The organism is Paracoccus alkanivorans, assembly GCF_003697785.1.
GTDB lineage: Bacteria > Pseudomonadota > Alphaproteobacteria > Rhodobacterales > Rhodobacteraceae > Paracoccus > Paracoccus alkanivorans.
On sequence record NZ_QOKZ01000001.1, the window covers coordinates 729,143 to 755,511 of the forward strand.

At 63.0% G+C, this 26,369-nt stretch carries 25 protein-coding genes and 1 tRNA gene; 13 read left to right on the top strand and 13 right to left on the bottom strand.

Annotated features, from left to right (window positions below; translation table 11 throughout):
- Nucleotides 1–203: 203 nt before the first annotated feature.
- Nucleotides 204–293, bottom strand: a tRNA-Ser gene (locus C9E81_RS03640).
- Between the two features lie 107 nt (nucleotides 294–400).
- Here C9E81_RS03640 and C9E81_RS03645 point away from each other — a divergent pair.
- From C9E81_RS03645 to C9E81_RS03670, 6 genes are all read left to right on the top strand, one after another.
- Nucleotides 401–1,249 (top strand): DUF2059 domain-containing protein, encoded by an 849-nt coding sequence (locus C9E81_RS03645; RefSeq protein ID WP_166461806.1) that lies wholly within the window; start codon nucleotides 401–403, stop codon nucleotides 1,247–1,249.
- A complete protein-coding gene (locus tag C9E81_RS03650) occupies nucleotides 1,246–2,337 on the top strand; it encodes an NUDIX domain-containing protein (protein ID WP_122110921.1) in 1,092 nt (363 codons plus the stop codon). Before C9E81_RS03645 ends, C9E81_RS03650 begins: the two co-directional genes overlap by 4 nt.
- Nucleotides 2,338–2,428: 91 nt before the next feature.
- The gene (locus C9E81_RS03655) at nucleotides 2,429–3,400 is read left to right on the top strand and encodes a glycosyltransferase (RefSeq protein ID WP_122110922.1); all 972 of its coding nucleotides are present in this window, start codon (nucleotides 2,429–2,431) and stop codon (nucleotides 3,398–3,400) included.
- A gap of 72 nt (nucleotides 3,401–3,472) precedes the next feature.
- Complete coding sequence (gene arfB, locus C9E81_RS03660) at nucleotides 3,473–3,895, top strand: alternative ribosome rescue aminoacyl-tRNA hydrolase ArfB (RefSeq protein WP_122110923.1); 423 nt, start codon at nucleotides 3,473–3,475, stop codon at nucleotides 3,893–3,895.
- Nucleotides 3,892–4,344, top strand: coding sequence for an NUDIX hydrolase (locus C9E81_RS03665; protein WP_122110924.1), 453 nt, complete (start codon nucleotides 3,892–3,894; stop codon nucleotides 4,342–4,344). The genes arfB and C9E81_RS03665 overlap by 4 nt, the downstream gene beginning before the upstream one ends.
- A gap of 30 nt (nucleotides 4,345–4,374) precedes the next feature.
- Nucleotides 4,375–5,817, top strand: a complete 1,443-nt coding sequence (locus C9E81_RS03670; RefSeq protein ID WP_122110925.1) for an inorganic phosphate transporter — start codon at nucleotides 4,375–4,377, stop codon at nucleotides 5,815–5,817.
- Nucleotides 5,818–5,821: 4 nt separating this feature from the next.
- Here C9E81_RS03670 and pncB read toward each other — a convergent pair whose 3' ends face one another.
- Nucleotides 5,822–7,114, bottom strand: coding sequence for a nicotinate phosphoribosyltransferase (pncB, locus tag C9E81_RS03675; protein ID WP_122110926.1), 1,293 nt, complete (start codon nucleotides 7,112–7,114; stop codon nucleotides 5,822–5,824).
- A 72-nt stretch (nucleotides 7,115–7,186) separates the two neighbouring features.
- Nucleotides 7,187–7,783 carry a bifunctional nicotinamidase/pyrazinamidase gene (gene pncA / locus C9E81_RS03680; protein WP_122110927.1) on the bottom strand — a complete coding sequence of 199 codons (597 nt, stop codon included), beginning with the start codon at nucleotides 7,781–7,783 and terminating at the stop codon, nucleotides 7,187–7,189.
- Nucleotides 7,784–7,886: 103 nt separating this feature from the next.
- Here pncA and trhO point away from each other — a divergent pair, with 103 nt between their 5' ends.
- Together trhO and C9E81_RS03690 are read left to right on the top strand one after the other, a co-directional pair.
- Nucleotides 7,887–8,801, top strand: a complete 915-nt coding sequence (gene trhO / locus C9E81_RS03685; RefSeq protein WP_122110928.1) for an oxygen-dependent tRNA uridine(34) hydroxylase TrhO — start codon at nucleotides 7,887–7,889, stop codon at nucleotides 8,799–8,801.
- Nucleotides 8,802–8,873: 72 nt separating this feature from the next.
- Nucleotides 8,874–10,163, top strand: coding sequence for a PQQ-dependent sugar dehydrogenase (locus C9E81_RS03690; protein WP_122110929.1), 1,290 nt, complete (start codon nucleotides 8,874–8,876; stop codon nucleotides 10,161–10,163).
- A gap of 172 nt (nucleotides 10,164–10,335) precedes the next feature.
- Here the strand turns inward: C9E81_RS03690 and hemC are convergent, their stop codons facing one another.
- Nucleotides 10,336–11,280 (bottom strand): hydroxymethylbilane synthase, encoded by a 945-nt coding sequence (gene hemC / locus C9E81_RS03695; protein ID WP_122110930.1) that lies wholly within the window; start codon nucleotides 11,278–11,280, stop codon nucleotides 10,336–10,338.
- A 73-nt stretch (nucleotides 11,281–11,353) separates the two neighbouring features.
- Here hemC and hemE point away from each other — a divergent pair, with 73 nt between their 5' ends.
- The 3 genes from hemE (at nucleotide 11,354) to C9E81_RS03710 (ending at nucleotide 14,472) form a co-directional block, all read left to right on the top strand.
- On the top strand, nucleotides 11,354–12,382 hold the full coding sequence (hemE, locus tag C9E81_RS03700) for a uroporphyrinogen decarboxylase (RefSeq protein WP_122110931.1): 1,029 nt from the start codon (nucleotides 11,354–11,356) through the stop codon (nucleotides 12,380–12,382).
- Nucleotides 12,379–13,257: a DMT family transporter gene (locus tag C9E81_RS03705; protein WP_122110932.1), complete on the top strand. Its 879-nt coding sequence runs from the start codon at nucleotides 12,379–12,381 to the stop codon at nucleotides 13,255–13,257. Before hemE ends, C9E81_RS03705 begins: the two co-directional genes overlap by 4 nt.
- A 318-nt stretch (nucleotides 13,258–13,575) precedes the next feature.
- A complete protein-coding gene (locus C9E81_RS03710) occupies nucleotides 13,576–14,472 on the top strand; it encodes a hypothetical protein (RefSeq protein WP_122110933.1) in 897 nt (298 codons plus the stop codon).
- Nucleotides 14,473–14,476: 4 nt separating this feature from the next.
- Here the strand turns inward: C9E81_RS03710 and C9E81_RS03715 are convergent, their stop codons facing one another.
- From C9E81_RS03715 to C9E81_RS03745, 7 genes are all read right to left on the bottom strand, one after another.
- Nucleotides 14,477–15,085, bottom strand: a complete 609-nt coding sequence (locus tag C9E81_RS03715) for an inner membrane-spanning protein YciB (RefSeq protein ID WP_122110934.1) — start codon at nucleotides 15,083–15,085, stop codon at nucleotides 14,477–14,479.
- A gap of 20 nt (nucleotides 15,086–15,105) precedes the next feature.
- Nucleotides 15,106–16,005 carry a DMT family transporter gene (locus C9E81_RS03720; protein WP_122110935.1) on the bottom strand — a complete coding sequence of 300 codons (900 nt, stop codon included), beginning with the start codon at nucleotides 16,003–16,005 and terminating at the stop codon, nucleotides 15,106–15,108.
- Between the two features lie 260 nt (nucleotides 16,006–16,265).
- The gene (locus C9E81_RS03725; RefSeq protein WP_122111156.1) at nucleotides 16,266–17,009 is read right to left on the bottom strand and encodes a YebC/PmpR family DNA-binding transcriptional regulator; all 744 of its coding nucleotides are present in this window, start codon (nucleotides 17,007–17,009) and stop codon (nucleotides 16,266–16,268) included.
- Between the two features lie 169 nt (nucleotides 17,010–17,178).
- Nucleotides 17,179–17,406 carry a DUF1127 domain-containing protein gene (locus tag C9E81_RS03730; protein WP_122110936.1) on the bottom strand — a complete coding sequence of 76 codons (228 nt, stop codon included), beginning with the start codon at nucleotides 17,404–17,406 and terminating at the stop codon, nucleotides 17,179–17,181.
- Nucleotides 17,407–17,530: 124 nt separating this feature from the next.
- Complete coding sequence (locus C9E81_RS03735) at nucleotides 17,531–19,309, bottom strand: SLC13 family permease (RefSeq protein ID WP_122110937.1); 1,779 nt, start codon at nucleotides 19,307–19,309, stop codon at nucleotides 17,531–17,533.
- A 134-nt stretch (nucleotides 19,310–19,443) separates the two neighbouring features.
- A complete protein-coding gene (locus C9E81_RS03740) occupies nucleotides 19,444–20,265 on the bottom strand; it encodes a TIGR00282 family metallophosphoesterase (RefSeq protein ID WP_122110938.1) in 822 nt (273 codons plus the stop codon).
- Nucleotides 20,266–20,315: 50 nt separating this feature from the next.
- Nucleotides 20,316–20,942 carry a transglycosylase SLT domain-containing protein gene (locus tag C9E81_RS03745; RefSeq protein ID WP_166461807.1) on the bottom strand — a complete coding sequence of 209 codons (627 nt, stop codon included), beginning with the start codon at nucleotides 20,940–20,942 and terminating at the stop codon, nucleotides 20,316–20,318.
- 285 nt (nucleotides 20,943–21,227) lie between these two features.
- On the opposite strand from C9E81_RS03745, the gene gatB reads away from it, so the two are divergent.
- Together gatB and C9E81_RS03755 are read left to right on the top strand one after the other, a co-directional pair.
- Nucleotides 21,228–22,739, top strand: a complete 1,512-nt coding sequence (gene gatB, locus C9E81_RS03750) for an Asp-tRNA(Asn)/Glu-tRNA(Gln) amidotransferase subunit GatB (RefSeq protein ID WP_122110940.1) — start codon at nucleotides 21,228–21,230, stop codon at nucleotides 22,737–22,739.
- A gap of 148 nt (nucleotides 22,740–22,887) precedes the next feature.
- Nucleotides 22,888–23,277 carry a DUF4177 domain-containing protein gene (locus C9E81_RS03755; protein ID WP_122110941.1) on the top strand — a complete coding sequence of 130 codons (390 nt, stop codon included), beginning with the start codon at nucleotides 22,888–22,890 and terminating at the stop codon, nucleotides 23,275–23,277.
- 38 nt (nucleotides 23,278–23,315) lie between these two features.
- On the opposite strand, the gene C9E81_RS03760 is transcribed toward C9E81_RS03755, so the two are convergent.
- Nucleotides 23,316–23,612, bottom strand: coding sequence for a DUF1330 domain-containing protein (locus C9E81_RS03760; protein WP_122110942.1), 297 nt, complete (start codon nucleotides 23,610–23,612; stop codon nucleotides 23,316–23,318).
- Nucleotides 23,609–26,266 carry an alanine--tRNA ligase gene (gene alaS / locus C9E81_RS03765; protein WP_122110943.1) on the bottom strand — a complete coding sequence of 886 codons (2,658 nt, stop codon included), beginning with the start codon at nucleotides 26,264–26,266 and terminating at the stop codon, nucleotides 23,609–23,611. Before alaS ends, C9E81_RS03760 begins: the two co-directional genes overlap by 4 nt.
- Between the last annotated feature and the right edge of the window lie 103 nt (nucleotides 26,267–26,369).

A 26,369-nucleotide genomic window follows, 5' to 3' on the forward strand; every position in this document is an offset into this window, starting at 1 on the left:
GTAGTTGGATGGCAAATTTCGCGAGGACCGGGCCAATCAACGCGGATCCTGAACGCTCCTGCCGGGATTCCAGCGGGGCTGAATCATTCCGGGACATGCCGATGATTTCCCGGATTTTCCGCTTTATGAGCAGGAACGAATGGGAGAACCTGGCTGGCCACGAATGGAGCCTCCCAGCCAATTCAGTCAATTATAGGAATTAATGGCGGAGAGGGTGGGATTCGAACCCACGGAACCCGTGAAGGCTCAACGGTTTTCGAGACCGCCCCGTTCGACCACTCCGGCACCTCTCCGCGCTTGGGGTGGTGAGGCGGGGATTTAGAAGGCCGGGGGTTGAAGCGCAAGGGGGTATCATGGAAAAAATCTCGCAGGAACCATGAAAGGTCCTCGAATGCTGCGAATGATCTGTCTTGCCCTCGGGTTCGCCATCGGCATGCCCGCGACCGCCCAAACTACCGAAACTGCTCCCCTGGCTGGGGAGCAGATGCTCGATACGCGCCTTTGGCGAGTGCTGCAGCTTGAAGATCTGATGCCGATCATACGCGAGGAGGCGCTGGAAGAGGCCAGGGCCATGCAGGGCACATTGCTCCAGCGTGGCGGCGATAGCCGCTGGATCGATATCGTCGGACGCATCCACGAGACACAACGGCTCGAACGGGTTTTCCGCAAGGGTCTGCGGGACGCGCTGGCGGCCGAACCCGCGGAACTGATCGGCGAGGCGCTGGCCTTTTACGAAACCTCCCTCGGGCAACGAATGATCGGGCTCGAGACCTCCGCGCGACAGGCAATGCTGGATAATGATGCCGAAGCCGAGGCGAAGGCCCATTTCGCCAAGGCGGCCAGTTACGACGTTCCTCGCGTCGAACAGATCAACCGGCTGATCGAGACGGCCGACCTTGTCGGACCGAATGTAGCCGGAGGCATGAATGCCGCTCTGGCCTTTTCGCGCGGCTTCAAAGAGGGGGGCGGCTATCTGACACCGATGACGGAAGCGCAGATGCTGTCCGATGCCTGGGCGCAGGAGCCCTTGATCCGGGCCGAGACACTTGGCTGGATGGAGGCCTACCTGTTCCTGGCCTATTCGCCCCTCAACGATGCCGAACTCGAACATTACATCGAGTTCTCGGCATCGCCCGCCGGGCAACGTTTGTCGGCCGTGCTGTTTGCCGGTTTCGACAGGCTTTTCGCGCGAACATCGCATGATATGGGATTGGCCGCAGCGGGTCAGATCGAAGGGCGCAAATTGTGAGTGAAGATATCCTGTTGGTTGGCCCGCTGGCGCATCCGGCGCTGTGCGGGGTTCTTGGCGTGACCGGTCTTCGAACGACGGTTCCGGGACGATTGCTGGGCGGAGCCCGTGCCGGTATCGAGGCGGATGGCTGGCCGCAACTGGCCAAGGCCCCCGCACCGCTGGACGCGCTGCAGGTCACGATGACGCCCCGGCTTGAACGCTACGCGGCGGTGATGAGGCTGCCCATGACAGCGCATGAGGGCGCGACATTGCTGGGGGTTCGGCCTTATTCCGGCGAGGATGCGGCCGAGTGGTTGGGCTCCGCATGGCTCCCCGATCTCGCGGCAGTGATTGCGGGTATCATTCTGGATGAATCAGAGGACCAGCCGCCGGAACGGATCGCGCGCCGCTTGCCGATGATCGGTGTCTGGGCAGAAAGCAGGCTTCGTGCGGCCTCCAGCGGGTTCTCGGGCGGCAACGTGGTCGCGCCGCGCAGCAATGCGGATATCCGGCTGCATGCGCGGCACCAGCCCTATGCGGGCTTTTTCACCTTCGAGGAATGGAGGCTGTCGCACCGGACCCACGCTGGCGGTTTCACGCCGGAACTCAGGCGCGAGGGCTTTGTCATGGGCGATGCGGTGGTCGTCCTGCCCTGGGATCCCGTTCGCGACCGCGTGCTTGTGATCGAACAGTTCCGCCTTGGTCCGGCCATGCGCCACGATCCGCAGCCCTGGATGCTTGAAGCCATTGCCGGGCGCATCGATGCAGGTGAAACAGTCGAGGAAGCCGCAAGGCGCGAGGCGCTGGAAGAGGCCGATTTGCAGCTGATCCGGCTGATTCCGGCGATCCATCACTATCCCAGCCCCGGCGCGGTCACCGAATTCCTGTATCAGTTCCTTGGCATCGCGGATCTGCCTGATGGCTGTGCCGGCATACATGGCCTTGATGGTGAGGCTGAGGATATTCGCGGCCATTTGCTGAAGCGCAGCGAATTGACGGCCATGGTGCTGGCAGGACAGATCACCAACGGTCCCCTTGCGATGATGGCCTTGTGGCTGGAAGGACAGGCCGAGTCCCTTCGCGCTGCCGGTCCGGGTTTTTCTTGACATGGCGCATCACCGGGAATGTCCTCGGGCCGGATCATGCTCGGCCTGCGCCTGCCTCGCATGTCCCCTGCCCTTGGAAAAGGCATAGCAGATGAAGATTACAGCCGTGGTTGTCACGCATAACCGCATCGGCAAGCTGCGTGAAACCGTTGAGCGTCTGCTTGCGGAGCCTTTGGATCTGGTTTTGGTCTTCGACAATGCCTCATCCGATGGCACGGCAGAATGGTTGTCGCAACAGCAGGACAAACGGCTTGTCGTGCTGCGCAGCGATCGCAATCTTGGCGGTGCGGGCGGATTCTCCGAAGCCTTGGGGCAGGCAAGCGAACTGACCGATCCGGACTGGATCGTGGTCATGGATGACGATGGCAGGCCGATGCCCGGTGCCATCGGGGTCTTTCGGGATATGGATCATACCGGGTGGGACGCCATCGGGGCTGCGGTGCTGACGCCAGACGGCCAAGTCTGCGAAATGAACCGGCCCTATCGCAACCCGTTCTGGCATCTAAGGGAATTTCTTGTCACCCTGGCGGGCCGGGGCCGGCGCGGCTTCCATCTTCGGGACAAGGCCTATTCGACAGACGCCGGAACCTTGGCGATCGACATGGCTTCTTTCGTTGGACTGTTCGTTTCCCGCAAGGCGTTGATCCGCTGTGGCCTGCCGGATGCGCGGCTGTTCATTTACGGAGACGATCAGCTTTACACGCTCCGGATGCGGCGCGAGGGGCTTCGGATCGGTTTCGCCCCGCAGGTCCGTTTCGAGCACGACACTGCCACGACACAGGGTAACAGCGGGGTCGTGCTGCGTCCGATCTGGAAAGCCTATTACATGTATCGCAACGCGCTGATCGCCTATCGCGTGGCTGCCGGACTCTGGTTCTGGCCTCTGGTTCCCGTATTGCTGTTCAAATGGCACCGGAAAGCCGGGGATTACGGCCCCGATGCGGAACGCTTCCGGCGGATTTTGCGTATCGCGGTGCGGGACGGCCTGACAGGCCGGCTGGAGCGCAGCCACGACGACGTGTTAAGAATTTCAAAACCGGAAACGGGCATATTACCTGAATGAGCCGCCGATCCTTTTCAATCATGTCATATTTATTGTTTTGAATTGGGAAACCGGCCACCATATCTAGCGGTTATGATCTACGTGTCGGAGAGTGTTGTTATTGAAGAGTGGGAATTGTCCGAACAGTTTACACGGGCCCAGGGCCCGGGCGGCCAGAACGTGAACAAGGTCGAGACAGCGGTGGAGCTGCGCTTCGAGGCCGCCCGTTCACCCAATCTGCCCGATCCTGTCAAGCGCAGGCTGCAACGCCTGGCCGGGCGCCGCTGGACTTCGGACGGTGCGGTCGTGATCCTGTCGCAGGAGACCCGCAGCCAATCCCGCAACAGAGAGATCGCCCGCGACAGGCTGGCCGATCTGATTCGGCGTGCGCTGGTCGCGCCCAAGCGCCGGGTTGCGACCCGTCCCACGCTTGCCAGCAAGAAGCGGCGCCTGAAATCCAAGGCGCTGCGCGGCCAGGTCAAGGCTCTTCGCGGCCGGGTGGAGGGTGACGAATGATCTCGCTGCGCAGATCCCTCCGGTTGCTTCTGGGCAAGCGCCCCTCGTCACTGCAGGTCGGGGCGCTGTGCCTCGATCCCGAAACGGGCCGGGTGCTGCTGATTACCAGCCGGGGCACCGGGCGATGGGTCATTCCCAAGGGATGGCCAATGGAAGGGCACAGCCTGCCCGGCGCCGCCGCCCGTGAGGCATGGGAAGAGGCCGGGGTAGAAGGCCGTGTCGTTCATGAAGAGATCGGGCGATATGCCTATGACAAGGAACAGGATAGCGGTTTTTCGGTGCCGGTCGAAGTTGCCGTATTTCCCCTTCACGTTGAAAAGCTGAAAAAAACCTTCCCCGAATCCGAAGAGCGTGAGCGTCGCTGGTTCACTCCTGCCGAAGCTGTGCCTATGGTTGCCGAATCCGGTTTGAAACGGATTTTGCGTGGCCTGCCTCCTGCACGGGAGTAGGGCCATGCTATACAGGGAGGGGGCACCGGTATGAAACGCGGAGGACGCGGGTTTCATATCCTCGACAAGGATCTGGGTCGGATCACTCATGTCGAGACGGCGCAGGTCCATGCCTTCCGGCCGGTATTGAGGCTGGGACTGGCGATCCTGCTATGCGTGAGCGTGTTGATCGCATCGATCGGATTGCTGGGCCATGATCCGGCCCATGTCAATCTTGTGGCGGGTTTGGTCGTCGCCTGCTGGCTGGGGCTTGCCATCGGTTCTAACGATGTGGCGAACTCGCTTGGTCCGGCGGTGGGGGCCGGGGCGATCGGGTTGCTGCCGGGGCTGATACTCGTGGCATTGGCCGAAATCGCCGGCGCAAGCCTGGCGGGCGGGGCCGTCACGCACCGCCTTGCCGGCGGCATCTTCGAGGCGGGCGCCATCGCATCGGCCGAGCAGGAGCAGATGCTGATGCTTGCCGCCCTGATCGGCGCGGCCATCTGGATCACGCTCGCGACCGGGATCGGACTGCCGGTCAGCACCTCGCATTCGATCGTGGGCGCCATCGCGGGTGCCAGTATTGCGGCACTTGGCTTCGCATCGGTGCATTGGGCCACCCTGATAACCATAGCCTCGGCATGGGTATTGTCGCCACTGGCGGCCGCGTTGCTGGCCGCGGCCTTCCTGGCCTTCGTGACGATTCACGTGCGCGAGGCCCCGGACCGCACTACAGCGGCCCTGCATTGGCTTCCCATGCTGGTCGGGGCGATGCTCGGATTGTTTATGGCCTATCTTGCCCTGCTTGTGACCCGCAGGCTGGATGTCTGGCCGCTGCCGCTGGTCCTGGTCACATTGCTGACCGCTCTGCCGGCAGGTTGGATAATGCGGCGGCGGCTGCAAATCGAGCTTGCAGAGAACCGGGAAAAGCCGCGTATGAAGCATCTGTTCCGCCCTCCGCTCCTTGCGGCGGTCGTCATCATGGCTTTCGCTCATGGTGCCAATGATGTCGGCAATGTCGCCGGTCCCCTGTCGGTGATCCTTCCGGGGCTCGGTTCGGGCTCGGCGTTGCAGGTTCCGGTGCTGGTGCTGCTGCTGGCGGGGTTGGCAATCGCCCTGGGAACCTTGCTGTTCGGCAGACGGCTGGTCACCATGGTCGGAACCGGGATCACCAGGCTGAACCCGGTCCGCGCCTTCTGCGTCTCGTTGGCAACGGCGGCGACGGTGCTGGTCGCCTCCGGCGCGGGACTGCCGGTCTCGACCACCCATGTCGCTGTGGGTGGGATTTTCGGCGTGGGTTTCGTGCGCGAATGGCTCGATCGCCGCCACAACCGCAAGCACGAGGCCCTACCTGCCGAAGAAACCCGCCGCCGCCTGCTGATCCGACGCAGCCACGTGGCCACGATTACCGTCGCTTGGGTCGTGACAGTGCCTGTAACTGCGATCCTCGGCTCGCTCAGCTACCTGTTGATCAGGCTGGCGACCGGGATGTGACGCTTCAGACAATGACCTTTTCGGTGACCTGCTCACCGACGTCGAAGACGCGCTTATACCGCTCGACCTCATCGGCAGGGCCCATCGCCTTGGCGGGATTGTCCGACAGTTTCACCGTCGGCTGCCCGTTCGCGGCAACGGCCTTGCAGACCAGGCTGAACGGGGCAAGCCCGTCACCGGGAACCAGCCCACGAAAATCATTGGTCAGCAGGGTGCCCCAACCGAAACTGACCTTGACCCGCCCATGGAATTGCCTGTGCAACTCGATGATCCTGGCAACATCCAGCCCGTCCGAGAAGATCACCAGCTTCTGTCGCGGATCCTCGCCCCGCTCGCGCCACCATTGGATAGCGGCCTCTGCCCCTGCCGCCGGATCGCCGCTGTCGATGCGGATGCCCGTCCAGCCCGCCAGCCAGTCCGGCGCACGCTCCAGAAAGCCCGAGCTGCCATAGGTGTCGGGCAGGATGATGCGCAGGTTGCCGTCATGCTCCTCGTGCCAATCGGCCAGCACATCATAGGGCGCCCGGCGCAAGGCTTCGTCCCCCTCGGCCAGAGCGGCATAGACCATCGGCAGCTCATGCGCATTGGTGCCGATGGCCTCGATATCGCGGTGCATGGCGATCAGGCAATTCGAGGTGCCGGTAAAGCTTTGCCCCAGCCCCTCTATCATCGCCTGCACGCACCAGTCCTGCCACAGGAAACTGTGCCGCCTGCGGGTGCCGAAATCGGCGATCAACAGGTCGGGCAGTTCCCGCAGCGCCTCGATCTTTTCCCATACGCGGGTCATGGCGCGGGCATACAGGACCTGCAGCTCGAACCGGCCCATATCCTTGAGCACGGCCCGCGAACGCAGTTCCATCAGGATCGCCAGCGCGGGAATTTCCCACAGCATCACCTCGGGCCAACGACCTTCGAAGGTCAGTTCATACTGCCCGTCGCGTTTCTCGAGCTGATACGGAGGCAGGCGCAGCCCCTCTAGGAACTCCATGAAGTCAGAGCGGAACATCTGGCGCTTGCCGTAAAAGGTATTGCCGCGCAGCCAGGTGCTTTCGCCCCGCGTCAGCGACAAACCCCGCACATGGTCCAACTGCTCGCGCAGTTCACCTTCATCGATCAGTTCAGCCAGCCGGATGGATTCGCTGCGATTGATCAGGCTGAAAGTGACGGTCGTGTCGGGCCGGTTGCGGAACACCGACTGGCACATCAGCAGCTTGTAGAAATCGTCATCGATCAGCGAACGCACGATCGGGTCGATCTTCCATTTGTGGTTATAAACGCGCGTGGCTATATCGACCATGACCGGACTCCTCAGTAACGATCCTCTTGGTGGCTGCTGGCGGCACCTCTTGCAAGAGCGTAGGCAATTCCTTCAACGCAGTGTGACCCCCGCGCCGCGCATATCGGCCCGCGCTTTCTCAAGGCTGCCGTCCAGATCGATGGCGCGGGTCGCCTCTTCGATGACCGAGACGGTAAAGCCCAGTTTCGCCGCGTCGATCGCACTCCACGCGACACAGAAATCATGGGCAAGGCCGACAAAGCTCAGATCGGCCAGGTCACGCTCGCGCAGATATCCGGCCAGTCCGGTGGACGTCTTGTGGTCATTTTCGAAAAAGGCAGAATAGCTGTCGATCTCGGGGCGAAACCCCTTGCGGATCACCAGATCGGCTCGGTCGAGATCCAGCGCCGGATGAAACGCCGCCCCTTCGCTGCCGATGACGCAGTGGCGTGGCCAGAGAACCTGCGGGCCATAGGGCATCTCGGTCAGGCTGAACGGTTCGGCCTCCGGATGGTTATCTGCAAAACTGGCATGATCCGCAGGGTGCCAGTCCTGGGTCAACACGACCGTATCGAATTCACGCATCATCGCGTTGATCAGCTGAACGATCATGTCGCCCCCCGCCACGGCCAAGGCTCCGCCAGGGCAGAAATCATTCTGCATATCGATGACGATCAAGGCTTTGGGCATGGCTGCCTCCTTTGCTGTTCCCTATGGGTAGAAAGCACTGCCCGCCGCGTCAATGCGTTCCTCCCCCTTGCCTAACCGGGCGGGGCTGGCATATGCCCCGCTCATGCTGACCGTTGCCGCCCTGTATCATTTCACCCGATTTGAGGAGCCCGCCGCCTTGCGGGCGCCCTTGCTGGCGGTCTGCGAAGAGAACGGCATTCACGGCACCCTGCTGCTGGCGCGTGAAGGGATCAACGGCACCATTGCGGGAACGCGGACGGGGATAGACGCGGCACTGGCACATATCAGGTCGCTGCCCGGCTGCACCGATCTCGACTGGAAGGAAAGCCCCGCCGAAACCATGCCTTTCGGCCGCATGAAGGTGCGGCTCAAGCGCGAAATCGTCACCATGGGGCAACCCGATGTCGATCCGGGGACGGCGGTCGGGCATTATGTCGACCCGGCGGAATGGAACGCGCTGATTTCTGCCCCCGATGTCGCAGTGATCGACACGCGCAACGATTACGAGGTGGAGATCGGCACATTCGAAGGCGCGGTGGATCCGGCCACGAAATCCTTCCGCGAGTTCCCGGAATGGTGGCAACAGAACGCGCATCGCTTTCACAACAAGCGCATCGCCATGTTCTGCACTGGCGGCATCCGCTGCGAGAAATCGACGAATTACCTGCTGTCGCAGGGCGTCGAGGAGGTCTATCACCTCAAGGGCGGAATCCTGAAATATCTTGAGGAAGTGCCCGAACAGGACAGCCTCTGGCAGGGCGAATGCTTTGTCTTCGATCAACGCGTCAGCCTGATCCACGGACTGAAACAGGGACGGCATTCGCTGTGTCATGCCTGCCGCCGCCCGCTTGCGCCCGAGGACCGTCATCGTCCCGAATACGAGGAAGGCGTCAGTTGCCACCGCTGCCTGCGGGAATATGACGATTCCGACCGCGAGCGCTTTCGCGAACGTCAGCGCCAGTTCGAGTTGCAGGCCAGACGCAAGGCGCCGTCCCAAGGCCGAACCGGCCGGGCGTGAACCTCTCACGATCCGCGGTTTCATGATCTCTTCCGCTGTCCTATCCTGCGCCGGACAAATCAGGGGGACCAGATGGATTTCATGGCAAAGGCAACCGCGATCGTGGGCGGAATCATGGTGCAACTGCGGCGATCCGGCGCGCCGCGCGATCAGGCCGTCGGCGCCGCGCCCACGATCCCCAAGGCTCAGGCACAGGGCCTGATGACGCTCAAGATGCCATCGGCGAAGGGCTGGGAGCCCGGCCAGACGCCGAAAGCCGCACCCGGCCTGAAGGTCAACGCCTTTGCCGAAGGGTTGGAGCATCCGCGCTGGATTGAGGTTCTGCCGAATGGCGATGTGCTGGTTGCCGAGGCCCTGCTGGAGGCCGGACCGCCCAAGGGCTTGTTCGAACGCGCCATGCAGGCCACCATGCGGCGTGCCCATGCCATTGGCGTCAGTGCCAACCGCATATCGCTGTGGCGCGATGCAGATGGCGACGGCAAGGCCGAGACGCGCGAGGTTTTCCTCGAAGGTCAGCGCCAGCCTTTCGGCATGGCCCTGGTCGACGGCAATTTCTATGTCGGCAATACCGACGGCATCGTGAGCTTTCCCTATGAAGAAGGCGCCACGCGGCTGACCGGCCCCGGTACGCGGCTGGTCGAGTTCAAGCCCGGCGGCCACTGGACGCGCAGCCTGATCGTCTCGCCGGATCGCGGCAGGATCTATGCGGGAGTCGGCTCGCTGTCGAATATCGGTGACGAAGGCATGGAAGCCGAAGAGGGCCGGGCCGCAATCTGGGAACTGGATCTGGCCAGCGGCGAGGCGCGCATCTTTGCCTCGGGCCTGCGCAATCCGGTCGGCCTGGCATGGGAGCCGGTGACGGGCAAGCTCTGGACCGTCGTCAACGAGCGCGACGGGTTGGGCGACGAGACCCCTCCCGATTACCTGACCTCGGTGCGGGATGGCGGCTTCTACGGCTGGCCCTATTGCTATTGGGGCCAGACCGTCGATGACCGTGTGCCGCAGGATCCGGAACTGGTCGCCCGCGCGATCACGCCGGATTACGCGCTTGGCGGGCATACCGCCTCGCTTGGCCTGTGCTGGATGCCCGAGGGCACCCTGCCCGGCTTTCCCGACGGCATGGTGATCGGTCAACATGGTTCCTGGAACCGCTCGACCCTCAGCGGCTACAAGCTGATCTTCGTGCCTTTCCGCGACGGTAAGCCCGCTGGAAAGCCGCGCGATATCCTGTGGGGCTTTCTGTCCGAGGACGAGAGGTTCTCTTATGGCCGCCCGGTCGGCGTGACCATCGGGCCGGACAGGTCGTCCCTGTTGATGGCGGATGATGTCGGCAACGTGATCTGGCGTGTGGCCGGGGCCTGAAACGCTTTCTGCCTTGACCGGTCCGCATCCGGATTGCGTCCCCCGACAGTCGGGGGATCTTGCATTCCGTCACCGGCCGGCCTCCCGGACCGGTGGCGAGGCTGATCGGCCCCCGCATGGCATTTGCGCAAAGAGGAGGAGGCGAGATCAGGGCGAAAGAGACTACCCCGGATCAGGGCAAGTGATCGAAGAACCCTTGCCCGGCCCTGCCCAGCAATTCATCGGCCAGCTCCCTGCCCATCGCCGGGCCGTCCGCGATCACGCCTTCCCGGGCACCGGACAACGCCTGTGAGCCATCCGGGCGCAGGATCTCTCCGCGCAGCGACAACCGGGAACCGTTCAGTTCCGCGTAAGCCGCGATGGGCGTCTGGCAGGAGCCGTCCAGACGGGCAAGGAAGGCCCGTTCCGCTGCGACACGTTGGCAGGTTTCGACATCATTGATCGGGCGCAGCAGCGCCGCGACATCCCCGTCATCCGCACGCCGCTCGATCCCGATGGCGCCCTGCGCGACAGCGGGCAGCATCTCGGCGGGATCGATGGGGCCACGGGCGACATGCAGCATATCCAGCCTGCGCAGCCCGGCCATCGCCAGGAAGGTCGCCATCGCCACACCGTCCTCCAGCTTCTTCAGCCGTGTCTGGACATTACCGCGAAACTCGACCAGCCGCAGATCGGGCCTCCGATGCGCCAGTTGCGCACGCCGCCGCAGGCTGGACGAGCCGACCACCGCGCCCTCGGGCAGATCGGCGATCGAGGCGTAATGCGGGCTGACAAAGGCATCGCGGGCATCCTCGCGCGGCAACAGGCAATCGATCAGCATACCTTCGGGCTGGACGGTCGGCATGTCCTTCATCGAATGCACGGCGATGTCGATGCCGCCATCCGCCAGTGCATCCTCGATCTCTTTCGTGAACAATCCCTTGCCGCCAATTTCCTTGAGCGGCCTGTCAGTCACGCGGTCTCCGGTCGTCCGGATCACCACGATCTCGAACGCCTCGGCGGGCAGATCATGCGCAGCCATCAGACGCGCCCGCGCCTCATGCGCCTGCGCAAGCGCCAGTTTCGAGCCGCGGGTGCCGATCTTCAGCGGCCGGGTGGGGTCGGGCAATACATTCATGCCCCCGGCTTACCCGGCAGCGAGCCGCTTGACAACGCCTGCCCGCTGGCCATGAAGGGGCGCAGGAGGCTTCATGACCAAACTTCTGCTGCGCGCGCTTGCGGGCGAGACCTTACCCACCCCACCGATCTGGATGATGCGCCAGGCCGGACGCTACCTGCCCGAATACCGGGCCACCCGCGAAAAGGCGGGCGATTTCCTGTCGCTATGCTACTCCCCCGAATTGGCAGCCGAGGTGACCTTGCAGCCGATCCGTCGCTTTGGCTTCGATGCGGCGATCCTGTTTGCCGATATCCTGCTGGTGCCGCAGGCGCTCGGTGCCGATCTGTGGTTCGTCACCGGCGAGGGGCCGCGACTGTCCACCATCACCTCGCGGGCGCAGGTCGAAGCTCTGAAATCTGCCGGGGCGATCCATGAGCGGCTCTCGCCGATCTATGAAACCATTCGTATCCTTGCCCGGGAATTGCCGCGAGAGACAGCGCTGATCGGCTTTGCCGGTGCACCCTGGACCGTTGCGACCTACATGATTGCCGGACGCGGTACACCGGACCAAGGGCCGGCCCATGCTTTCAAGGCGGCGGACCGGACGGCCTTCTCGGCGCTGATCGAGAGGATCACCGAAGCCACGATCCTCTATCTGTCGGCACAGATCGAGGCCGGGGCCGAGGCGGTCAAGCTGTTCGACAGTTGGGCTGGCAGCCTGAAAGGCGCCGATTTCGACGATTTCGCGATCGCCCCCGCACGGCGGATCATCGCGGCACTGAAAGAGCGTCACCCGGGCATTCCCGTCATCGCTTTCCCGCGCGAGGCCGGAGAGCGTTATATCGGCTTTGCCAAGGCAACCGGGGCCGATTGCGTGGCTCTGGACAATTCGGTCAGTGCCGAATGGGCGGCGGGACATGTGCAGACCGGCGGCTGCGTGCAGGGCAATCTCGACCCGCGGCATATGGTCACGGGCGGCCCGGAACTGGAGGCGGAGGCCCAACGCATCACCCGCGCCCTGCGCGGCGGACCGCATATCTTCAATCTCGGCCATGGCATCACGCCCGACGCCGATCCCGACAATGTCGCCCGGATGATCGAGGCGGTGCGCAGCGCATGATCTGGGTCGCGGCCACGCTGATCGCCGCCATCGCCCAGACCGGGCGGAATGCCGCGCAGGCCGGGCTGGGCGCGCGGGTCGGAACAGTCGGCGCGACCTCGGTGCGCTTCATCTTCGGCCTGCCCTTCGCAGCGCTGTTCCTGCTACTGCTCTCGCCATTCACCGAGATCCCCCGCCCGAATGCCGCCGTTCTCGGTTTCACGGCCATGGGCGCCGGGGCGCAGATCGCCGCCACCGCCTTCATGCTGCTGACCATGCGCGGGCAGAGCTTCGGCGTCGCCACCGCGCTGATGAAGACCGAACCGGTCACACTGGCATTGATCGGCGCGGTAATCCTGTCTGAACCGCTCGGCGCCGGACGGTTGGGGGCGATCGGCCTGGCGACCCTCGGCGTGGTGCTGAGTTCGGGCGCGAAATGGTCGCGGGCCGGGCTGGTGCCGATCGCGAATGGCATCGCCGCCGGGGCGTTGTTCGGGCTTTCCGCCATCGGATTTCGCGGTGCGCTTCTCGCTCTGCCCGAGGGCGGCTATTTCATTCATGCACTGACAGTGCTTGTCCTGACTCTGACGATCCAATCGGCGGCGATGCTGATCTGGATGCTCGCCGCCGACCGGCGGGCCCTGAGCGGGATCATGGGCGAGTGGCGGGTATCGATGGCGGCGGGAGCCCTGGGGGCCTTCGCCTCGCTGTTCTGGTTCATCGGTTTCGCACTCACTCCCGCAGCCAATGTCCGCACGCTGGCGTTGGTCGAGGTGGTTTTCGCGCAGGTCGTCTCGGGCCGCATATTGCGAGAGACCACTGGAAGGCTGCAACTGGCCGGTATGGCCCTGATCGTGATCGGCGTCGGCTGGCTGCTGGCCGTGGCGGCGGGCTGAAACGGAGGCGGGGCAATCTTCGCATCCGACGACAGCCGAAAGCCAGCCCCGTCATCGACAGGTCTCGCGAACCGGTGATGCCCCGACTTACCTCCCATGTGTCCAGGCAAGGAAAAATGTTTCGGGCGGCATGTCTGCAGACCCTGCCCCCGGCTTTCAGTCAGCGCTTGATATTTCCGCAGCAATGATCTGAATAAAAACGACAACACAGAAGCCGGACCGAATGTGGCAACGTCACGAAGCCGTAATATTCCGGTCATGCTGCTGTTGCAACATCGGCCTATCCAACCCCTGTCTGGACAGGACGGGAGGCGATGGATGCCAGTCGTCAAGCTCAATGCCGATAGCGAGATACCGCCGGGATTGCAGCGGCAGGCCCGGGCGCTGCCCGAAGGCGCCCCGATCATTGTCATGATCCATGGCTATCGCTATTCGCCTTCGCAACCTGCTAATGATCCGCACCGCCATATCCTTTCGCTCGATCCGCAGCCTGGTGCACGCCGGGCGCTGTCATGGCCACGCGCGCTCGGCTTTGGCACCGGCAATCCCGGAGAAGGGCTGGCGCTGGCTTTCGGATGGGAGGCGCGCGGCCGCCTCGGTCAAGCCTATCGGAAGGCAGGAGAAGCAGGAGCGACGCTGGCCCGGATCGTCTCGGATCTGGCCGACAAGACCGGAAAGCCCGTAGCCCTGATCGGGCATTCACTCGGTGCGCGGGTGGCATTGCAGGCACTGCATCACACCGATCCGGGCGGCATCGGGCGAATGATCCTGCTGACCGGAGCCGAGTTCCGCGACGAGGCCGCTGCGGCTCTCGACAGTCCGGCGGGACGGCGGGCAGAAGTGCTGAACATCACCTCGCGCGAAAATGACCTTTTCGACTTCGCCATCGAGATGTGGCTGGGCCATGGCCGCCGGCAGGCGCTCGGTTTCGGGCTGGACGAGCCCCGGCGCAACTGGATCGACATGCAGATCGACCATGACGGCACGCTTGACGCCTTGTGGGATCTGGGCTTTCCGGTGGACCGCACGCCGCTGCGCCTGTCGCATTGGACGCCCTATCTGCGCCAGGGACTGTTCGATTTCTACCGCACCGCGCTTGCCCAGCCCTGGGCATTACCGATGCCGATGCTGCGCGCCCGTCTTCCCGGCCGGATCGAGCCGCGCTGGTCGCGCCTGCTGGCGCGGCCTGCTCCTCTTGGTGGCCTGGGGGCCTGAATTCTCAGGAATCCGACTTGTCCGAATCCCTGTCCAGTGCGTGATCCCGGAAAAGCCCCGCATTCGCCATCAGGAAGACGAACAGGATCAGCGGCAAGCCAAAGGTCTTGAAGTAAACCCATGTCGTTTCGGACATGGTCCTCCAGACGATCTCGTTCGCCACGGCCAACGCCAGAAAAGCGAGCGCCATGCGCAAGGTCAGCTTGCGCCAACCCTCGGAATCCATGGGCAGGGCATCCGACAGCACCATCTGCAACCAGTTCCTGCGCGCGATCAGGCTGACTCCGAGAATGACGGCAAACAGCAGATAGATCAGGGTTGGCTTCATCTTGAAGAAGCGCGGATCGTTCAGCCAGACCGACAGCCCGCCGAACACCACCACCAACACCAGCGTCGCTATCTGCATCGGCGCCAGCCTGCCGGTCAGCCGCCACTGGATCAGCGTCGCCAGCGCCAGCACCGGCACGAAGATCAGCGTGGCGAGAATGAACGCACTGTAATTGCGACCGAAGAGATTCACCTCTTCGCCGCGAAACAGCATGAACACCGCGAAGAACAGCAGCACCGGTCCCAGTTCCAGCACCGGTTTGACCCAGGGTTTCGTCTCTTTCATCGCATCCTTCCTTGGCCCGGTCAGGCACCCAACTCGACAATCACCGCGCCCGCTGCGATCACCGCCATCAGGATCGCGCGCGTTGGCCCCACCTTTTCGCCCAGGATCATCCAGCCGACAAGGGCCGCGAAAACGGTCGAGGTCTCGCGCAGAACCGCCGCACGCCCAACATCGTCGATCCTCGTGGCCAGCATGATCGACCCAAAACTCGCCAGCGCGACCAAGGCCCCAGCGATTCCACGCAAGGCCAGCGGCCCGATCTCGGATCTCGGCAGGGCGGCGAGGCGGCGCCTGTTCCAGAGCGGCATGAAAAAGGAATCCAGCAGGAAGAACCATGCCAGGAATGTGAACGGATCGGCCGCCAGCCGGATGCCCCAGGCATCATAGGTGGTGTAAAGCGCGACCAGCCCACCCGTCACCAATGCCCATGCCAGCGCCGGCCCCAATGTGTCGCGCCCGATGGTCAGGCGAAGCCGGTTATAGACCGCGAGCCCGAAGATCCCGCCCACCAGCAGCAGCACACCCAGCCATTGCACAAGGTTGAAATGCTCGCGGAACACCACTCCGGCAGCGATCACCGTAAAAAGCGGACCGCTGCCGCGCACCACCGGGTAGACGACGGTATAGGCGCCCCGCTGATAGGTCTGCGCCTGCGCGATCTTGTAGGCGATATGGATCGCCATCGCCCCGAACAGCACCGGCCAAAGCTGTGCCGAGGGCCACGGCACCACGAACAGCGCCACCGGGAACGCGATCAGCCCATAGCTCAGGTCAATCGCTGCCCGGCTGATCCAGGGATCGTGCCGGCCCTTCTGCAACGCTCCGAACACTGCGTGCAGGAACGCCGCGCTCAGCGCGAGGATTGATGCCAACCGCGCACCCTCGGGCGTGCCCGCGATCTGGATGATCCACTCGCTCATGGCGGGGTGATGACCGGATTTTGCAGGATGTGCAAGGCTATATGCGGTTCAGGATCGTTCGGGAACGTCATGGTCGGGCGAAGCATTTTCACGCCATGAACCACGGTCGGGGCCTTTGTGGCAGACCGGCATTACCCTTCCCCTGACCGTGCCATGGATACCAGCCTTGCGCCCCGGGGGATGCGTTAAAGCACATACCGAAACCCTCCGGCGCGCTACAGGCCGAAGGTTTTTCAGTTTCCTGCACAGAAGCGGACAGCTTACAACTGCGCGGCGATCTCGTCAGAAAGATCGAAATTGCCGGTGACGTTCTGGACATCATCGTCATCTTCCAGCGCGTCGATCAGTTTCATCAGCTTGTTCGCTGTCTCCAGATCGGTAATCTCGGTCGGCGCTTGCGGCTTCCAGATCAGCTTGGCGGTCTCGGATTCGCCCAGGGATGCCTCCAACGCCGTCGCCACGTCGTTCAAGGCCGTATCCGCGCAATAAATCCAATGGCCTTCGTCGTCCGATTCCACGTCATCGGCGCCGGCTTCGATCGCCGCCATCATCACCGTATCCGCATCCCCGGCAGAGGCCGGATACATGATCTCTCCCACCCGGTCGAACATGAAGGCAACCGAGCCGGTCTGCCCCAGGTCGCCGCCGGACTTGGTGAAGTAGCTGCGCACATTCGAGGCCGTGCGGTTGCGGTTATCGGTCATCGCCTCGACCACCAGCGCGATCCCGTTGGGGCCATAGCCCTCGTAACGGATTTCCTCGTAGCTTTCGGCATCGCCGCCCTGCGACTTCTTGATCGCGCGTTCAATCACATCCTTGGGCACCGAATTCGACTTGGCTTCCTTTACGGCAAGCCGCAGGCGCGGGTTCTTCTCGGGATCCGGGTCGCCCATCTTGGCGGCCACGGTTATTTCCTTGGACAGCTTGGAAAACAGCTTCGAACGTGCCGCGTCCTGCCGGCCCTTGCGATGCTGGATATTGGCCCATTTTGAATGACCAGCCATATTCGGTCGTCCTTCGTAATTCGGATATATTTCGGTTTGCAGCGCTTTTAGTCCAGCAAGGCGTCCCATCGCAAGACGGGAGCTGCAAGTTCCTCCGGCGGAAAGGCTGACATGCGAAAGCGCGCGACCGGGGGACGCGCGCTTGGCGGATAATACGAGGGCCTATGCCTCAGAGATAGGAATTGACGCCCATGATACGGCGAATCTCTCCGTCGCGGGTCAGGCCTTTCGCGGCCAGGTCTTCATCCGTCACACGGCTCAGCCGATCGAGTTCACGCATTTTCGGATTGGCCTCTGCCAGCAAAACCAGAAAACGTCCAAGAGCTGTGAAAGGTGCGGCCAGCACGTTGAAGATGGAAGACTGCGCACTGCGGTCGATGGTAGCGGTCCCTGCCATAGGAAACTCCTTGTTTCGCACAAAGTTGTTTCCTCCCTGCGCTCAATATTGTGCAGGCGCAGCATAACGACAACCCGCAATGCCGCATAGCAGCATTGCAGCAAGGGCAAACTGTGGCAAATGCCTATAACGGCCAGAAGATCGGGATGACCGTCGCTGCTGTTATTGCCATAAGCACATTCAGCGGCAATCCCACGCGGATAAAATCCGTGAAGCGATATCCGCCGGGACCATAGACAAGCGTATTGGTCTGATAGCCGATCGGCGTGGCGAAACTGGCCGAGGCCCCCATCATCACGGCAATCACCAATGGCCGGGGATCGACACCAAGCTGGTTACCAAGCGAGATCGCGACCGGCGTGACGATCACCGCAACGGCGTTGTTGGTCACGGTTTCGGTCAGCGCCATGGCAAGCAGGTAGACCGCCAAGACCAGTCCCCAGGAAGGCACCTCTGCCAGCCAAGGGGCAACCTGCGTCACCACCAGTTCGACCGCACCGGAATTCTCCAGTCCCGCCCCGACCGCCAGCATCGCGAAAATCAGCGCCATCAGCCTGCCATCGACAAAGCTCAGTGCTTCGTCGGCATCGATACAGCGGGTGCCGAGAACCACCGCCACCCCGATGAAGGCCAACAATAAGATCGGCGCTATGTCGAAGGCAGACAGGGTTACGACCGCAACCAGCGTCGCCACCACGATCGGCGCGTGCTTGCGACGATAAGCACGGTCGGAGGGCGCGTTGACCTCGACCATCTCCATGTCGCTGGCCAGTTTCTGGATATCGGCAGGCGCGCCTTCCAGCAGCAGAGTATCGCCCACGCGCACCACCAGATCGTCAAGCTGGCGTCCGATATTCTGGTTCTTGCGATGCGCGGCCAGCACATAAACGCCATAGCGCCGGCGCAACCGCATGGAGCCGAGGCTGCGCCCGATCATGTGGCAGCCGGGCGTGATCAGCACTTCAACCGTGGAGGTCTGGACCGAGCTGAGCTTGTCCACCATCCGCAGGTCCTTGTGGCTTTGCAGCCCAAGAACTTCGGACATCGGCGTCCGCAGAACCACGCGGTCACCCGCCTCCAGCCGCACGGCGGCCAGATCCCGGCGCAAGGATGCGTCACCGCGCAGCACGTCGATGACCCGGGCGGTATCGCGGGTGAAGATATCGACTTCATCCAGCGCCTTGCCGATCAGCGCGGAATCTTCGGGGATGGCGACCTCGGTGAAGAATTTCATCTTCGAGCGGCCGGACATGAGTTGCGACATCGAATCGCGATCCGGCAGCAATTTGGGTGCGACCAGCAGCAGATATGTCACCCCGACCAACGCCATGGGCAGGCCGACCGGCGTAATCTCGAAAATGGTGAAGGCGTCCAGACCCGAACTGCGCGCGACACCATCCACCAGCAGGTTGGTCGAGGTGCCGATCATTGTCATCGTGCCGCCCAAGATAGACAGGTAGGATAACGGAATCAGCAGCTTGGACGGAGATTTGCCCATTTCATTGGCAAGCTGCATGAAGATCGGCATCATCACCACCACAAGCGGCGTATTGTTGACAAAGGCCGACATCACACAGACCACGACCGAGATGAGCGCCAGCGTCAACAACGGTCTGTCGCCGGCGTGGCGCGCCGCTCGCTGGCCGATCCAGTCGAGTGCCCCCGTGCGCACCAGCCCGCCGACGATGATGAACATGAAGGCAATGGTCCAGGGCGCCGGATTCGACAGCACACCCGCCACATGACCGACATCCAGAATCCCCAGTGAAAGCAGCACGACCGCACCGAGAATCGCTGTGACTTCAGGCGGATAAACCTCACGCACGAAGAGGGTCAGCATGCCAATTATGATGAATATCGTGGCTACGGCAGCCACTGTGCCGCTTAGCTCAAATCCGAACATTCAGATCTCTCAACGTCGACCTCATCGGTTTAATCGGCGCATCTTGATCTGAAACGCGCGCGGCCCGCAAGCAGGCTTGACCCAAAACATCGAATTAGTGGTGGTGACCGGAAAAATCAGCGGAAAACCGTCGGTCATCCGGCTTCCGGATGTGTCTGCGCGAGCCTGCCGCCATCCCGCACCGGCTCTATCCGCCGGGTTTCGCCGCTGCGGTCATCGGTCTCGACCAGCACACCGCAAAGCGTCGCCTCGCCCTCCGCGGGCGTGAAGCGGTCGCGGTTCATGCCGGTGATGAAGCGGCGCATGGGCTCGGCCTTGTCCATGCCTATGACGCTGTCGTAATCGCCGCACATTCCGGCATCGGACAGATATCCCGTGCCGCGAGGCAGGATCTGCGCATCACCGGTCGGAACATGGGTATGCGTGCCGACCACCAGAGACGCACGCCCGTCGCAGAAATGGCCCATGGCCATCTTCTCGCTGGTCGCCTCCGCATGGATATCAACGAGCGCTGCCTGGACCATCCCGCCACGGGGATGCGCCCGGAGAACCCCGTCCACCGCCGAGAACGGATCGTCATATGGCCGTGACATGAAAACCTGCCCCAGAACCTGCGTCACCAGAACCTTGCGCCCGCGCCGGTCGCTGAACACCCCGGCGCCGCGCCCCGGCGCCTCCCTGGCATAGTTCAGGGGGCGAATAATGCGCGGCTCCCGCTCGATGAAAGCCAGCATGTCCTTTTGATCGAAAGCATGATCGCCGAGCGTCAGACAGTCCGCACCCGATTCCAGCAGCAATTGCGCATGTCCCGCGGTAATCCCCCGCCCGCCGCTGGCATTCTCGGCATTGACCACCACGAAATCCGCTTTCAGCCGCGCCCGCAGCCCCTGCAGTTTCTCGGTAATCGCGCGGCGACCGGACCGCCCCATGACATCGCCAAGGAATAAGATTCGCATGGACGCCTGTTATGTCAAAGCAGCCAGACGCTCAAGCGCGAAGCATCGGGTCAGCTCTCGGTCTTGGCGGTGCAATAGCTTTGACTGCTGGTCCACGCGGCGATGTCGGCGCGTTTCGCGGCGCTGCGCATCGGGCCCCAGTCCCGCGCCACACCGCGCCAGCCGCCACTGCCATCGCGGGCAACGGCATTGTCACGTCCGACCTGTTTCGACATGATCCGCACAGCGCAGGCCATGTTGTCCGCGCCATCGGTGATGTGACCGCTGCAACCATAGCTGCGCCAGGTTCCCGGCGCGATTTGCATCAACCCCAGCCATCTGCCGCCACCGCCCGCTGCCATGGGGTTATAGGTGCTTTCATGCTTGGCCAGGGCCGACATGAAGCCCGCCCAGAACGCCTTGCGCTCAACCTTAGTCAGTTCAGCATAATTGGGGCAATAGGTCCCGATGTCATGCGGCACGTTCGACAGCATCGTGACGCCCTCGCGCTCAAGTGCCGCCAGCGTCGCCGCGGTCCATTCGTCCGACCCGCTCTTGTGCTCCCACCGCATCGGCGGACTGACCGCCAGTGCCAGAAGCCGCGCCTTTTCCTGGGCAGCTTCTTCGGAGGAGGGGCCGGTGTCCATGTTACAGGCGGAAAGCAAAGCCAGAGCGGCGAGGACTAGAACAGAACGCATGCGAATCCCGTAAGGTCGTTTCATCGCGGAACGCCATAACCGCAAATGACCTTCTTGCAAGTTAACGGCCTCACGATCGGCGATTTCACGCCATTTTCGCCGAAGAAGCGCGTATAACCGGAGTTTTCCCGCTCAAGCCATGCTCCACATCGCGCATGTCCCGGATCGGCCAGACCCATGCGCAACATCATTCGGATCGGACCATGTGTGCCTGCGCCCCCGTGACAATAGCCGCGCGCTAGCCTAAAACCGCCGCCAGACCGCCACAGCCAGAGCGAGAGCCCCATGCTTGACCATCTTTCCTTCACCGCACCCGAACCGAAAACCATCGCCGGTGCCAAGGGCGATTGGGAACTGGTCATCGGGCTGGAAGTGCATGCGCAGGTGGCCTCAAAGGCCAAGCTTTTCTCGGGCGCCTCGACCGAATTCGGCGCCGAGCCGAACAGCAATGTCGCCTTCGTGGACTGCGCCATGCCCGGAATGCTGCCCGTGGTCAACGAATTCTGCGTGGCGCAGGCGGTGCGCACCGGGCTAGGGCTGAAGGCCGCGATCAACCTGGTCAGCGCCTTCGACCGCAAGAACTATTTCTATCCCGACCTGCCGCAGGGCTACCAGATCAGCCAACTCTACCATCCCATCGTGGGTGAGGGAGAGGTGATCGTGGATATGGCTCCCGGCATCGCCCGCCGCGTCCGGATCGAACGCATCCATATCGAGCAGGACGCAGGCAAATCCATCCATGACATGGACCCGAACATGTCCTTCGTGGATCTCAACCGCACTGGCGTCGCCCTGATGGAGATCGTCAGCCGCCCCGATATCCGAGGCCCCGAAGAGGCCGCCGCCTATGTCGGCAAGCTGCGCCAGATCATGCGCTATCTGGGCACCTGCGACGGCAATATGCAGAACGGTAATCTGCGCGCCGATGTGAATGTCTCGGTCTGCCCTCCCGGCGCCTACGAGAAATATATCGAAACCGGCGATTTCAGCCATCTGGGAACCCGCTGCGAGATCAAGAACATGAACTCGATGCGCTTCATCCAGCAGGCTATCGACTTCGAGGCCCGTCGCCAGATCGCCATTATCGAGGATGGCGGCACGGTCGTGCAGGAAACCCGGCTTTACGATCCCGACCGTGGCGAAACGCGGTCGATGCGCTCGAAGGAAGAAGCGCATGACTACCGCTATTTCCCCGATCCCGACCTGCTGCCGCTGGAAATCGAGCAGGCCTGGGTCGATGACATCGCGGCAAGCATGCCGGAACTGCCTGACGAGAAGAAAGCCCGTTTCGTGCGTGAAATGGGGCTGTCGGAATACGATGCGGGCGTGCTGACCGCCGATGTCGAAAACGCCAATTTCTTCGAGATCGTGGCAAAGGGCCGCGATGGGAAACAAGTGGCCAATTGGGTCATCAACGAGTTGTTCGGCCGGTTGAACAAGGAGGGGCTGGTGATCGAGACCTCGCCCATATCCGCCGCGCAGCTTGGCGGCGTGATCGACCTGATCGCCAAGGGCGACATATCGGGCAAGATCGCCAAGGACCTGTTCGAGATCCTCTGGACCGAGGGCGGCGACCCTGCCGAGATCGTCGAGGCGCGCGGCATGAAACAGGTCACCGACCTGGGCGCCATCGAGAAAGTGGTGGACGAGATCATCGCAGCCAACCCGGCGCAGGTAGAGAAAGCCAGGCAGAATCCGAAATTGGCGGGCTGGTTCGTCGGGCAGGTTCTGAAGGCGACCGGGGGCAAGGCGAATCCGGCGGCAGTGAACGAGTTGGTGGCGAAGAAGCTGGCGTAACAGCGCGGAAAGTGCCGGCCCTGGTGATCCGCGCATTCTCTGCCGGATGGCCCGGCCATACGAGGCGGGATGCGGAAATTCGCCATAGGTGCTGGTCAGCCGAAGCGCAGTAACATAACACGGATCCGGACCAATCACGAGATTTTCCATGACCAGCTTTGAATACACCGCCATCCCCGCCCCCTCACGTGGTGAAAAGGCAAAAGAGGCCAAGACCCCAACCGATCGTTATGCGCTGGCCCTGACGGCAGAGTTGAATCGGATGGCGGCGGATGGCTGGGAGTATCTCCGCTCCGATGTGCTGCCAAGCGAAGAGCGTAGCGGCCTGACCGGGCGCGCCACGGTTTACCACAATCTCCTGATCTTCCGCCGGGCGGTCGTCGCGGCCACGGATACCGTCAAACCACAGAAACCCGCCGTCGCCGCCCCTCCAGTGGCAGAGGCCGCGAAGGAAAGGCCTGCACCCCGGTCAGGGATTCGCCCAGCTTCGGCAGAAACGCAAGGCGCAGCCAAGGCGATCTCGAACGACGAGAAATAATTCGGTTGCCGATCTCGCGCCTCTGGGTGTGGACAGCCCTATTCCGCAGGAGGCGTTTCCTCGACGATCAGCAGATCGCGTTCCGACGCACCTTTTGCATGGGCGAGCGCCGCCTGGTATTCGGCGCTTTCATAGCAGGCGACCGCAGCCTCGAAGCTTGGAAAGCGGGCCACGACATTGCGGGGCCGGTCATTGCCCTCCATCTGCCGATAGCGCCCGCCACGGGCGAGGAACACGCCGCCATGCGCGGCGATGGCCGGACCGGCGGCCTTGGCATAGCGGCCATAGGCCTCGGCATCGGTCACATGAACATGGGCTATCCAGAGCGCGGTCATGCGGCACCTCCAATCAGTTTCTCGGCCTCTGCAAAGGCGCTGTCGGCGCTCTCCAGGCTGGGCGCCCCGCCTTGCGCGCGATCCGGACGGCCGCCGCCGCCCTTGCCGCCAAGCGCCTCTGTCGCCGCCCGCACCAGATCGACGGCGCTGATGCGCCCGGTCAGATCCGAGGTCACACCAGCCGCGACGGTGGCCTTGCCATCGGCCTCGGCCAATACCAGCACGGCACCGCTGCCAAGCTGCGCCTTCATCTCGTCGACCAGCGGGCCAAGCTCCTTGCCGGTCACGCCATCGACCTTGCGCCCGATGAACTTGATCCCGGCGATATCCTTTGCCTCGGCGGCACCGCCACCGCCCATGGCAAGCTGACGCTTCAGTTGCGCCACCTCGTTGGCTAGCGCCTTGCGCTCATCGGCCAGCGCGCGCACCCGGTTCACCACATCCCCGGCCTGCGCCTTGATAATCCCGGCGATCTCGCCCAATTGACGGTCGGCACCGCGCAGGTGATCCATCGCCGCCTGCCCGGTCAGTGCCTCGATCCGCCGCACCCCGGCGGCAGAGGCGCTGTCGGCCAGCAAGGCGAATGCGCCGATATCGCCGGTGCGCGCGACATGAGTTCCGCCGCAAAGCTCCAGCGAATAGGTCGCGCCGTCATGCCCCTTGCCGCTGCCCTCCAGCCGGCCCATCGAGACGACGCGCACCTCATCGCCATATTTCTCGCCGAACAGGGCCTGCGCGCCCAGGGCACGGGCATCGTCCGGGGTCATGATCCGGGTCTCGACAGGGGAGTTCTGGCGAATGAAATCATTCACCTCCGCCTCGACCTTCGACATTTCCTCGGCCGTAACGGCATGGTTATGGCTGAAATCGAAACGCAGCCGGTCGGGCGCGTTCAGACTACCCCTTTGCGCGACATGCTCGCCCAGGGTGCGCCGCAATGCCTCGTGCAGCAGATGGGTCGCCGAATGGTTCGCCCGGATGGTGGTCCGCCGATCGTGATCGACCGAAAGCTGGGCACCCTGCCCGCGCCGGATGGTGCCCATGGTCACCTCGGCCATATGCAGGAAAACGCCCGCGACCTTCTTGGTGTCCGTCACCCGCGCCGCGCCGGTATCGGTCTTGATCAGGCCGGTGTCACCCACCTGCCCGCCTGCCTCGGCATAAAAGGGCGACTGGTTCACGACGATCTGGACATTGGCACCCTGCCCGGCCTCGTCGGTCTCAGCACCATCGGCCACCAGCGACAGGATCTGCCCCTCGGCCTCTTCGGTGTCATAGCCAAGAAATTCCGTCGCACCGTGCTTTTCGGCCAGATCATACCAGATCGGGGCATCCTTGGTCTCGCCGCTGCCCGCCCATGCGGCGCGCGCCTTGGCCTTCTGTTCGGCCATGGCGCTGTCGAAACCATCCGTATCGACCGCCCGGCCCTTTTCGCGCAGCGCATCCTGCGTGAGATCCAGCGGAAAGCCATAGGTATCGTACAGCTTGAACGCCGCCTCGCCCGGCAGGTTCGCCCCCTCCGGCAGCTTGGCCAATTCGTCGTCCAAGAGGCGCAAGCCGCGATCCAGGGTCTGACGGAAGCGGGTCTCCTCGCTGCGCAGCGTCTCTTCGATCAGCGGCTGCGCCCGGCTCAACTCGGGGTAAGCGGTCCCCATCTGCTGCACCAGCGCGGGCACCAGCCGATACATCACCGGATCCTGCGCGCCCAGCATATGCGCATGCCGCATCGCCCGCCGCATGATCCGCCGCAGCACATAGCCCCGCCCCTCGTTGGAGGGCATCACCCCGTCGGCGATCAGGAAACTGGTCGAGCGCAGATGGTCGGCGATCACCCGATGATGCACCTTGCCCGGCCCGTCCGGCTCGCTGCCGGTAGCATGGGCGCTGGCATCGATCAGGCTGCGCATCAGGTCGGTGTCGTAATTGTCATGCTTGCCCTGCAAGAGCGCGCCGATCCGTTCCAGCCCCATGCCGGTATCGATCGACTGCATGTCCAGCGCCCGCATCGAGCCGTCCTCGAACTGCTCGTTCTGCATGAAGACGAGGTTCCAGATCTCGATGAAGCGATCGCCATCCTCCTCGGCGCTGCCCGGAGGGCCGCCCCAGATATGATCGCCATGGTCAAAGAAAATCTCGGTGCAAGGCCCGCAAGGACCGGTCGGCCCCATCTGCCAGAAATTGTCGCTGGTCGGAATGCGAATGATCCGGTCGTCACTGAGCCCGGCAACTTTCTTCCAGATATCAGCCGCCTCGTCATCGGTATGATAGACCGTCACCAGCAGCTTGTCCTTGGGAATCCCGAAATCGCGGGTCAACAGTTCCCAGGCATAGGGAATCGCCTGTTCCTTGAAATAGTCGCCGAAGCTGAAATTCCCCAGCATCTCGAAAAAGGTGTGATGTCGCGCGGTATAGCCGACATTGTCCAGGTCGTTATGCTTGCCCCCTGCCCGCACGCATTTCTGCGACGTGGTGGCGCGGCTGTAATCGCGTGTCTCGAGCCCGGTGAACAGGTTCTTGAACTGAACCATGCCCGAATTGGTGAACATCAGCGTCGGGTCGTTGCGCGGCACCAGCGGGCTGCTTTCGACGACCTGATGGCCGTTTCTTTCGAAAAAGCTCAGGAAGGTGGATCGGATGTCATTCAGACTGGGCATATGGGGCCTTCTCGCAAAACATTCGCTTCCGGCCTTGGCCGGGCTGGCCTACGGTCTAGCCCCAGCCAATGCGGCTGTCCAGCAATCCCGGCAACCCGCCTTC

Excerpts from the sequence above, each read along its gene's own strand:
- C9E81_RS03645 (WP_166461806.1), top strand. The coding sequence starts at position 401 with ATGATCTGTCTTGCCCTCGGGTTCGCCATCGGCATGCCCGCGACCGCC.
- C9E81_RS03655 (WP_122110922.1), top strand. The coding sequence starts at position 2,429 with ATGAAGATTACAGCCGTGGTTGTCACGCATAACCGCATCGGCAAGCTG.
- arfB (WP_122110923.1), top strand. The coding sequence starts at position 3,473 with ATGATCTACGTGTCGGAGAGTGTTGTTATTGAAGAGTGGGAATTGTCC.
- C9E81_RS03665 (WP_122110924.1), top strand. The coding sequence starts at position 3,892 with ATGATCTCGCTGCGCAGATCCCTCCGGTTGCTTCTGGGCAAGCGCCCC.
- C9E81_RS03670 (WP_122110925.1), top strand. The coding sequence starts at position 4,375 with ATGAAACGCGGAGGACGCGGGTTTCATATCCTCGACAAGGATCTGGGT.
- pncB (WP_122110926.1), bottom strand. The coding sequence starts at position 7,114 with ATGGTCGATATAGCCACGCGCGTTTATAACCACAAATGGAAGATCGAC.
- pncA (WP_122110927.1), bottom strand. The coding sequence starts at position 7,783 with ATGCCCAAAGCCTTGATCGTCATCGATATGCAGAATGATTTCTGCCCT.
- trhO (WP_122110928.1), top strand. The coding sequence starts at position 7,887 with ATGCTGACCGTTGCCGCCCTGTATCATTTCACCCGATTTGAGGAGCCC.
- C9E81_RS03690 (WP_122110929.1), top strand. The coding sequence starts at position 8,874 with ATGGATTTCATGGCAAAGGCAACCGCGATCGTGGGCGGAATCATGGTG.
- hemC (WP_122110930.1), bottom strand. The coding sequence starts at position 11,280 with ATGAATGTATTGCCCGACCCCACCCGGCCGCTGAAGATCGGCACCCGC.
- hemE (WP_122110931.1), top strand. The coding sequence starts at position 11,354 with ATGACCAAACTTCTGCTGCGCGCGCTTGCGGGCGAGACCTTACCCACC.
- C9E81_RS03705 (WP_122110932.1), top strand. The coding sequence starts at position 12,379 with ATGATCTGGGTCGCGGCCACGCTGATCGCCGCCATCGCCCAGACCGGG.
- C9E81_RS03710 (WP_122110933.1), top strand. The coding sequence starts at position 13,576 with ATGCCAGTCGTCAAGCTCAATGCCGATAGCGAGATACCGCCGGGATTG.
- C9E81_RS03715 (WP_122110934.1), bottom strand. The coding sequence starts at position 15,085 with ATGAAAGAGACGAAACCCTGGGTCAAACCGGTGCTGGAACTGGGACCG.
- C9E81_RS03720 (WP_122110935.1), bottom strand. The coding sequence starts at position 16,005 with ATGAGCGAGTGGATCATCCAGATCGCGGGCACGCCCGAGGGTGCGCGG.
- C9E81_RS03725 (WP_122111156.1), bottom strand. The coding sequence starts at position 17,009 with ATGGCTGGTCATTCAAAATGGGCCAATATCCAGCATCGCAAGGGCCGG.
- C9E81_RS03730 (WP_122110936.1), bottom strand. The coding sequence starts at position 17,406 with ATGGCAGGGACCGCTACCATCGACCGCAGTGCGCAGTCTTCCATCTTC.
- C9E81_RS03735 (WP_122110937.1), bottom strand. The coding sequence starts at position 19,309 with ATGTTCGGATTTGAGCTAAGCGGCACAGTGGCTGCCGTAGCCACGATA.
- C9E81_RS03740 (WP_122110938.1), bottom strand. The coding sequence starts at position 20,265 with ATGCGAATCTTATTCCTTGGCGATGTCATGGGGCGGTCCGGTCGCCGC.
- C9E81_RS03745 (WP_166461807.1), bottom strand. The coding sequence starts at position 20,942 with ATGCGTTCTGTTCTAGTCCTCGCCGCTCTGGCTTTGCTTTCCGCCTGT.
- gatB (WP_122110940.1), top strand. The coding sequence starts at position 21,228 with ATGCTTGACCATCTTTCCTTCACCGCACCCGAACCGAAAACCATCGCC.
- C9E81_RS03755 (WP_122110941.1), top strand. The coding sequence starts at position 22,888 with ATGACCAGCTTTGAATACACCGCCATCCCCGCCCCCTCACGTGGTGAA.
- C9E81_RS03760 (WP_122110942.1), bottom strand. The coding sequence starts at position 23,612 with ATGACCGCGCTCTGGATAGCCCATGTTCATGTGACCGATGCCGAGGCC.
- alaS (WP_122110943.1), bottom strand. The coding sequence starts at position 26,266 with ATGCCCAGTCTGAATGACATCCGATCCACCTTCCTGAGCTTTTTCGAA.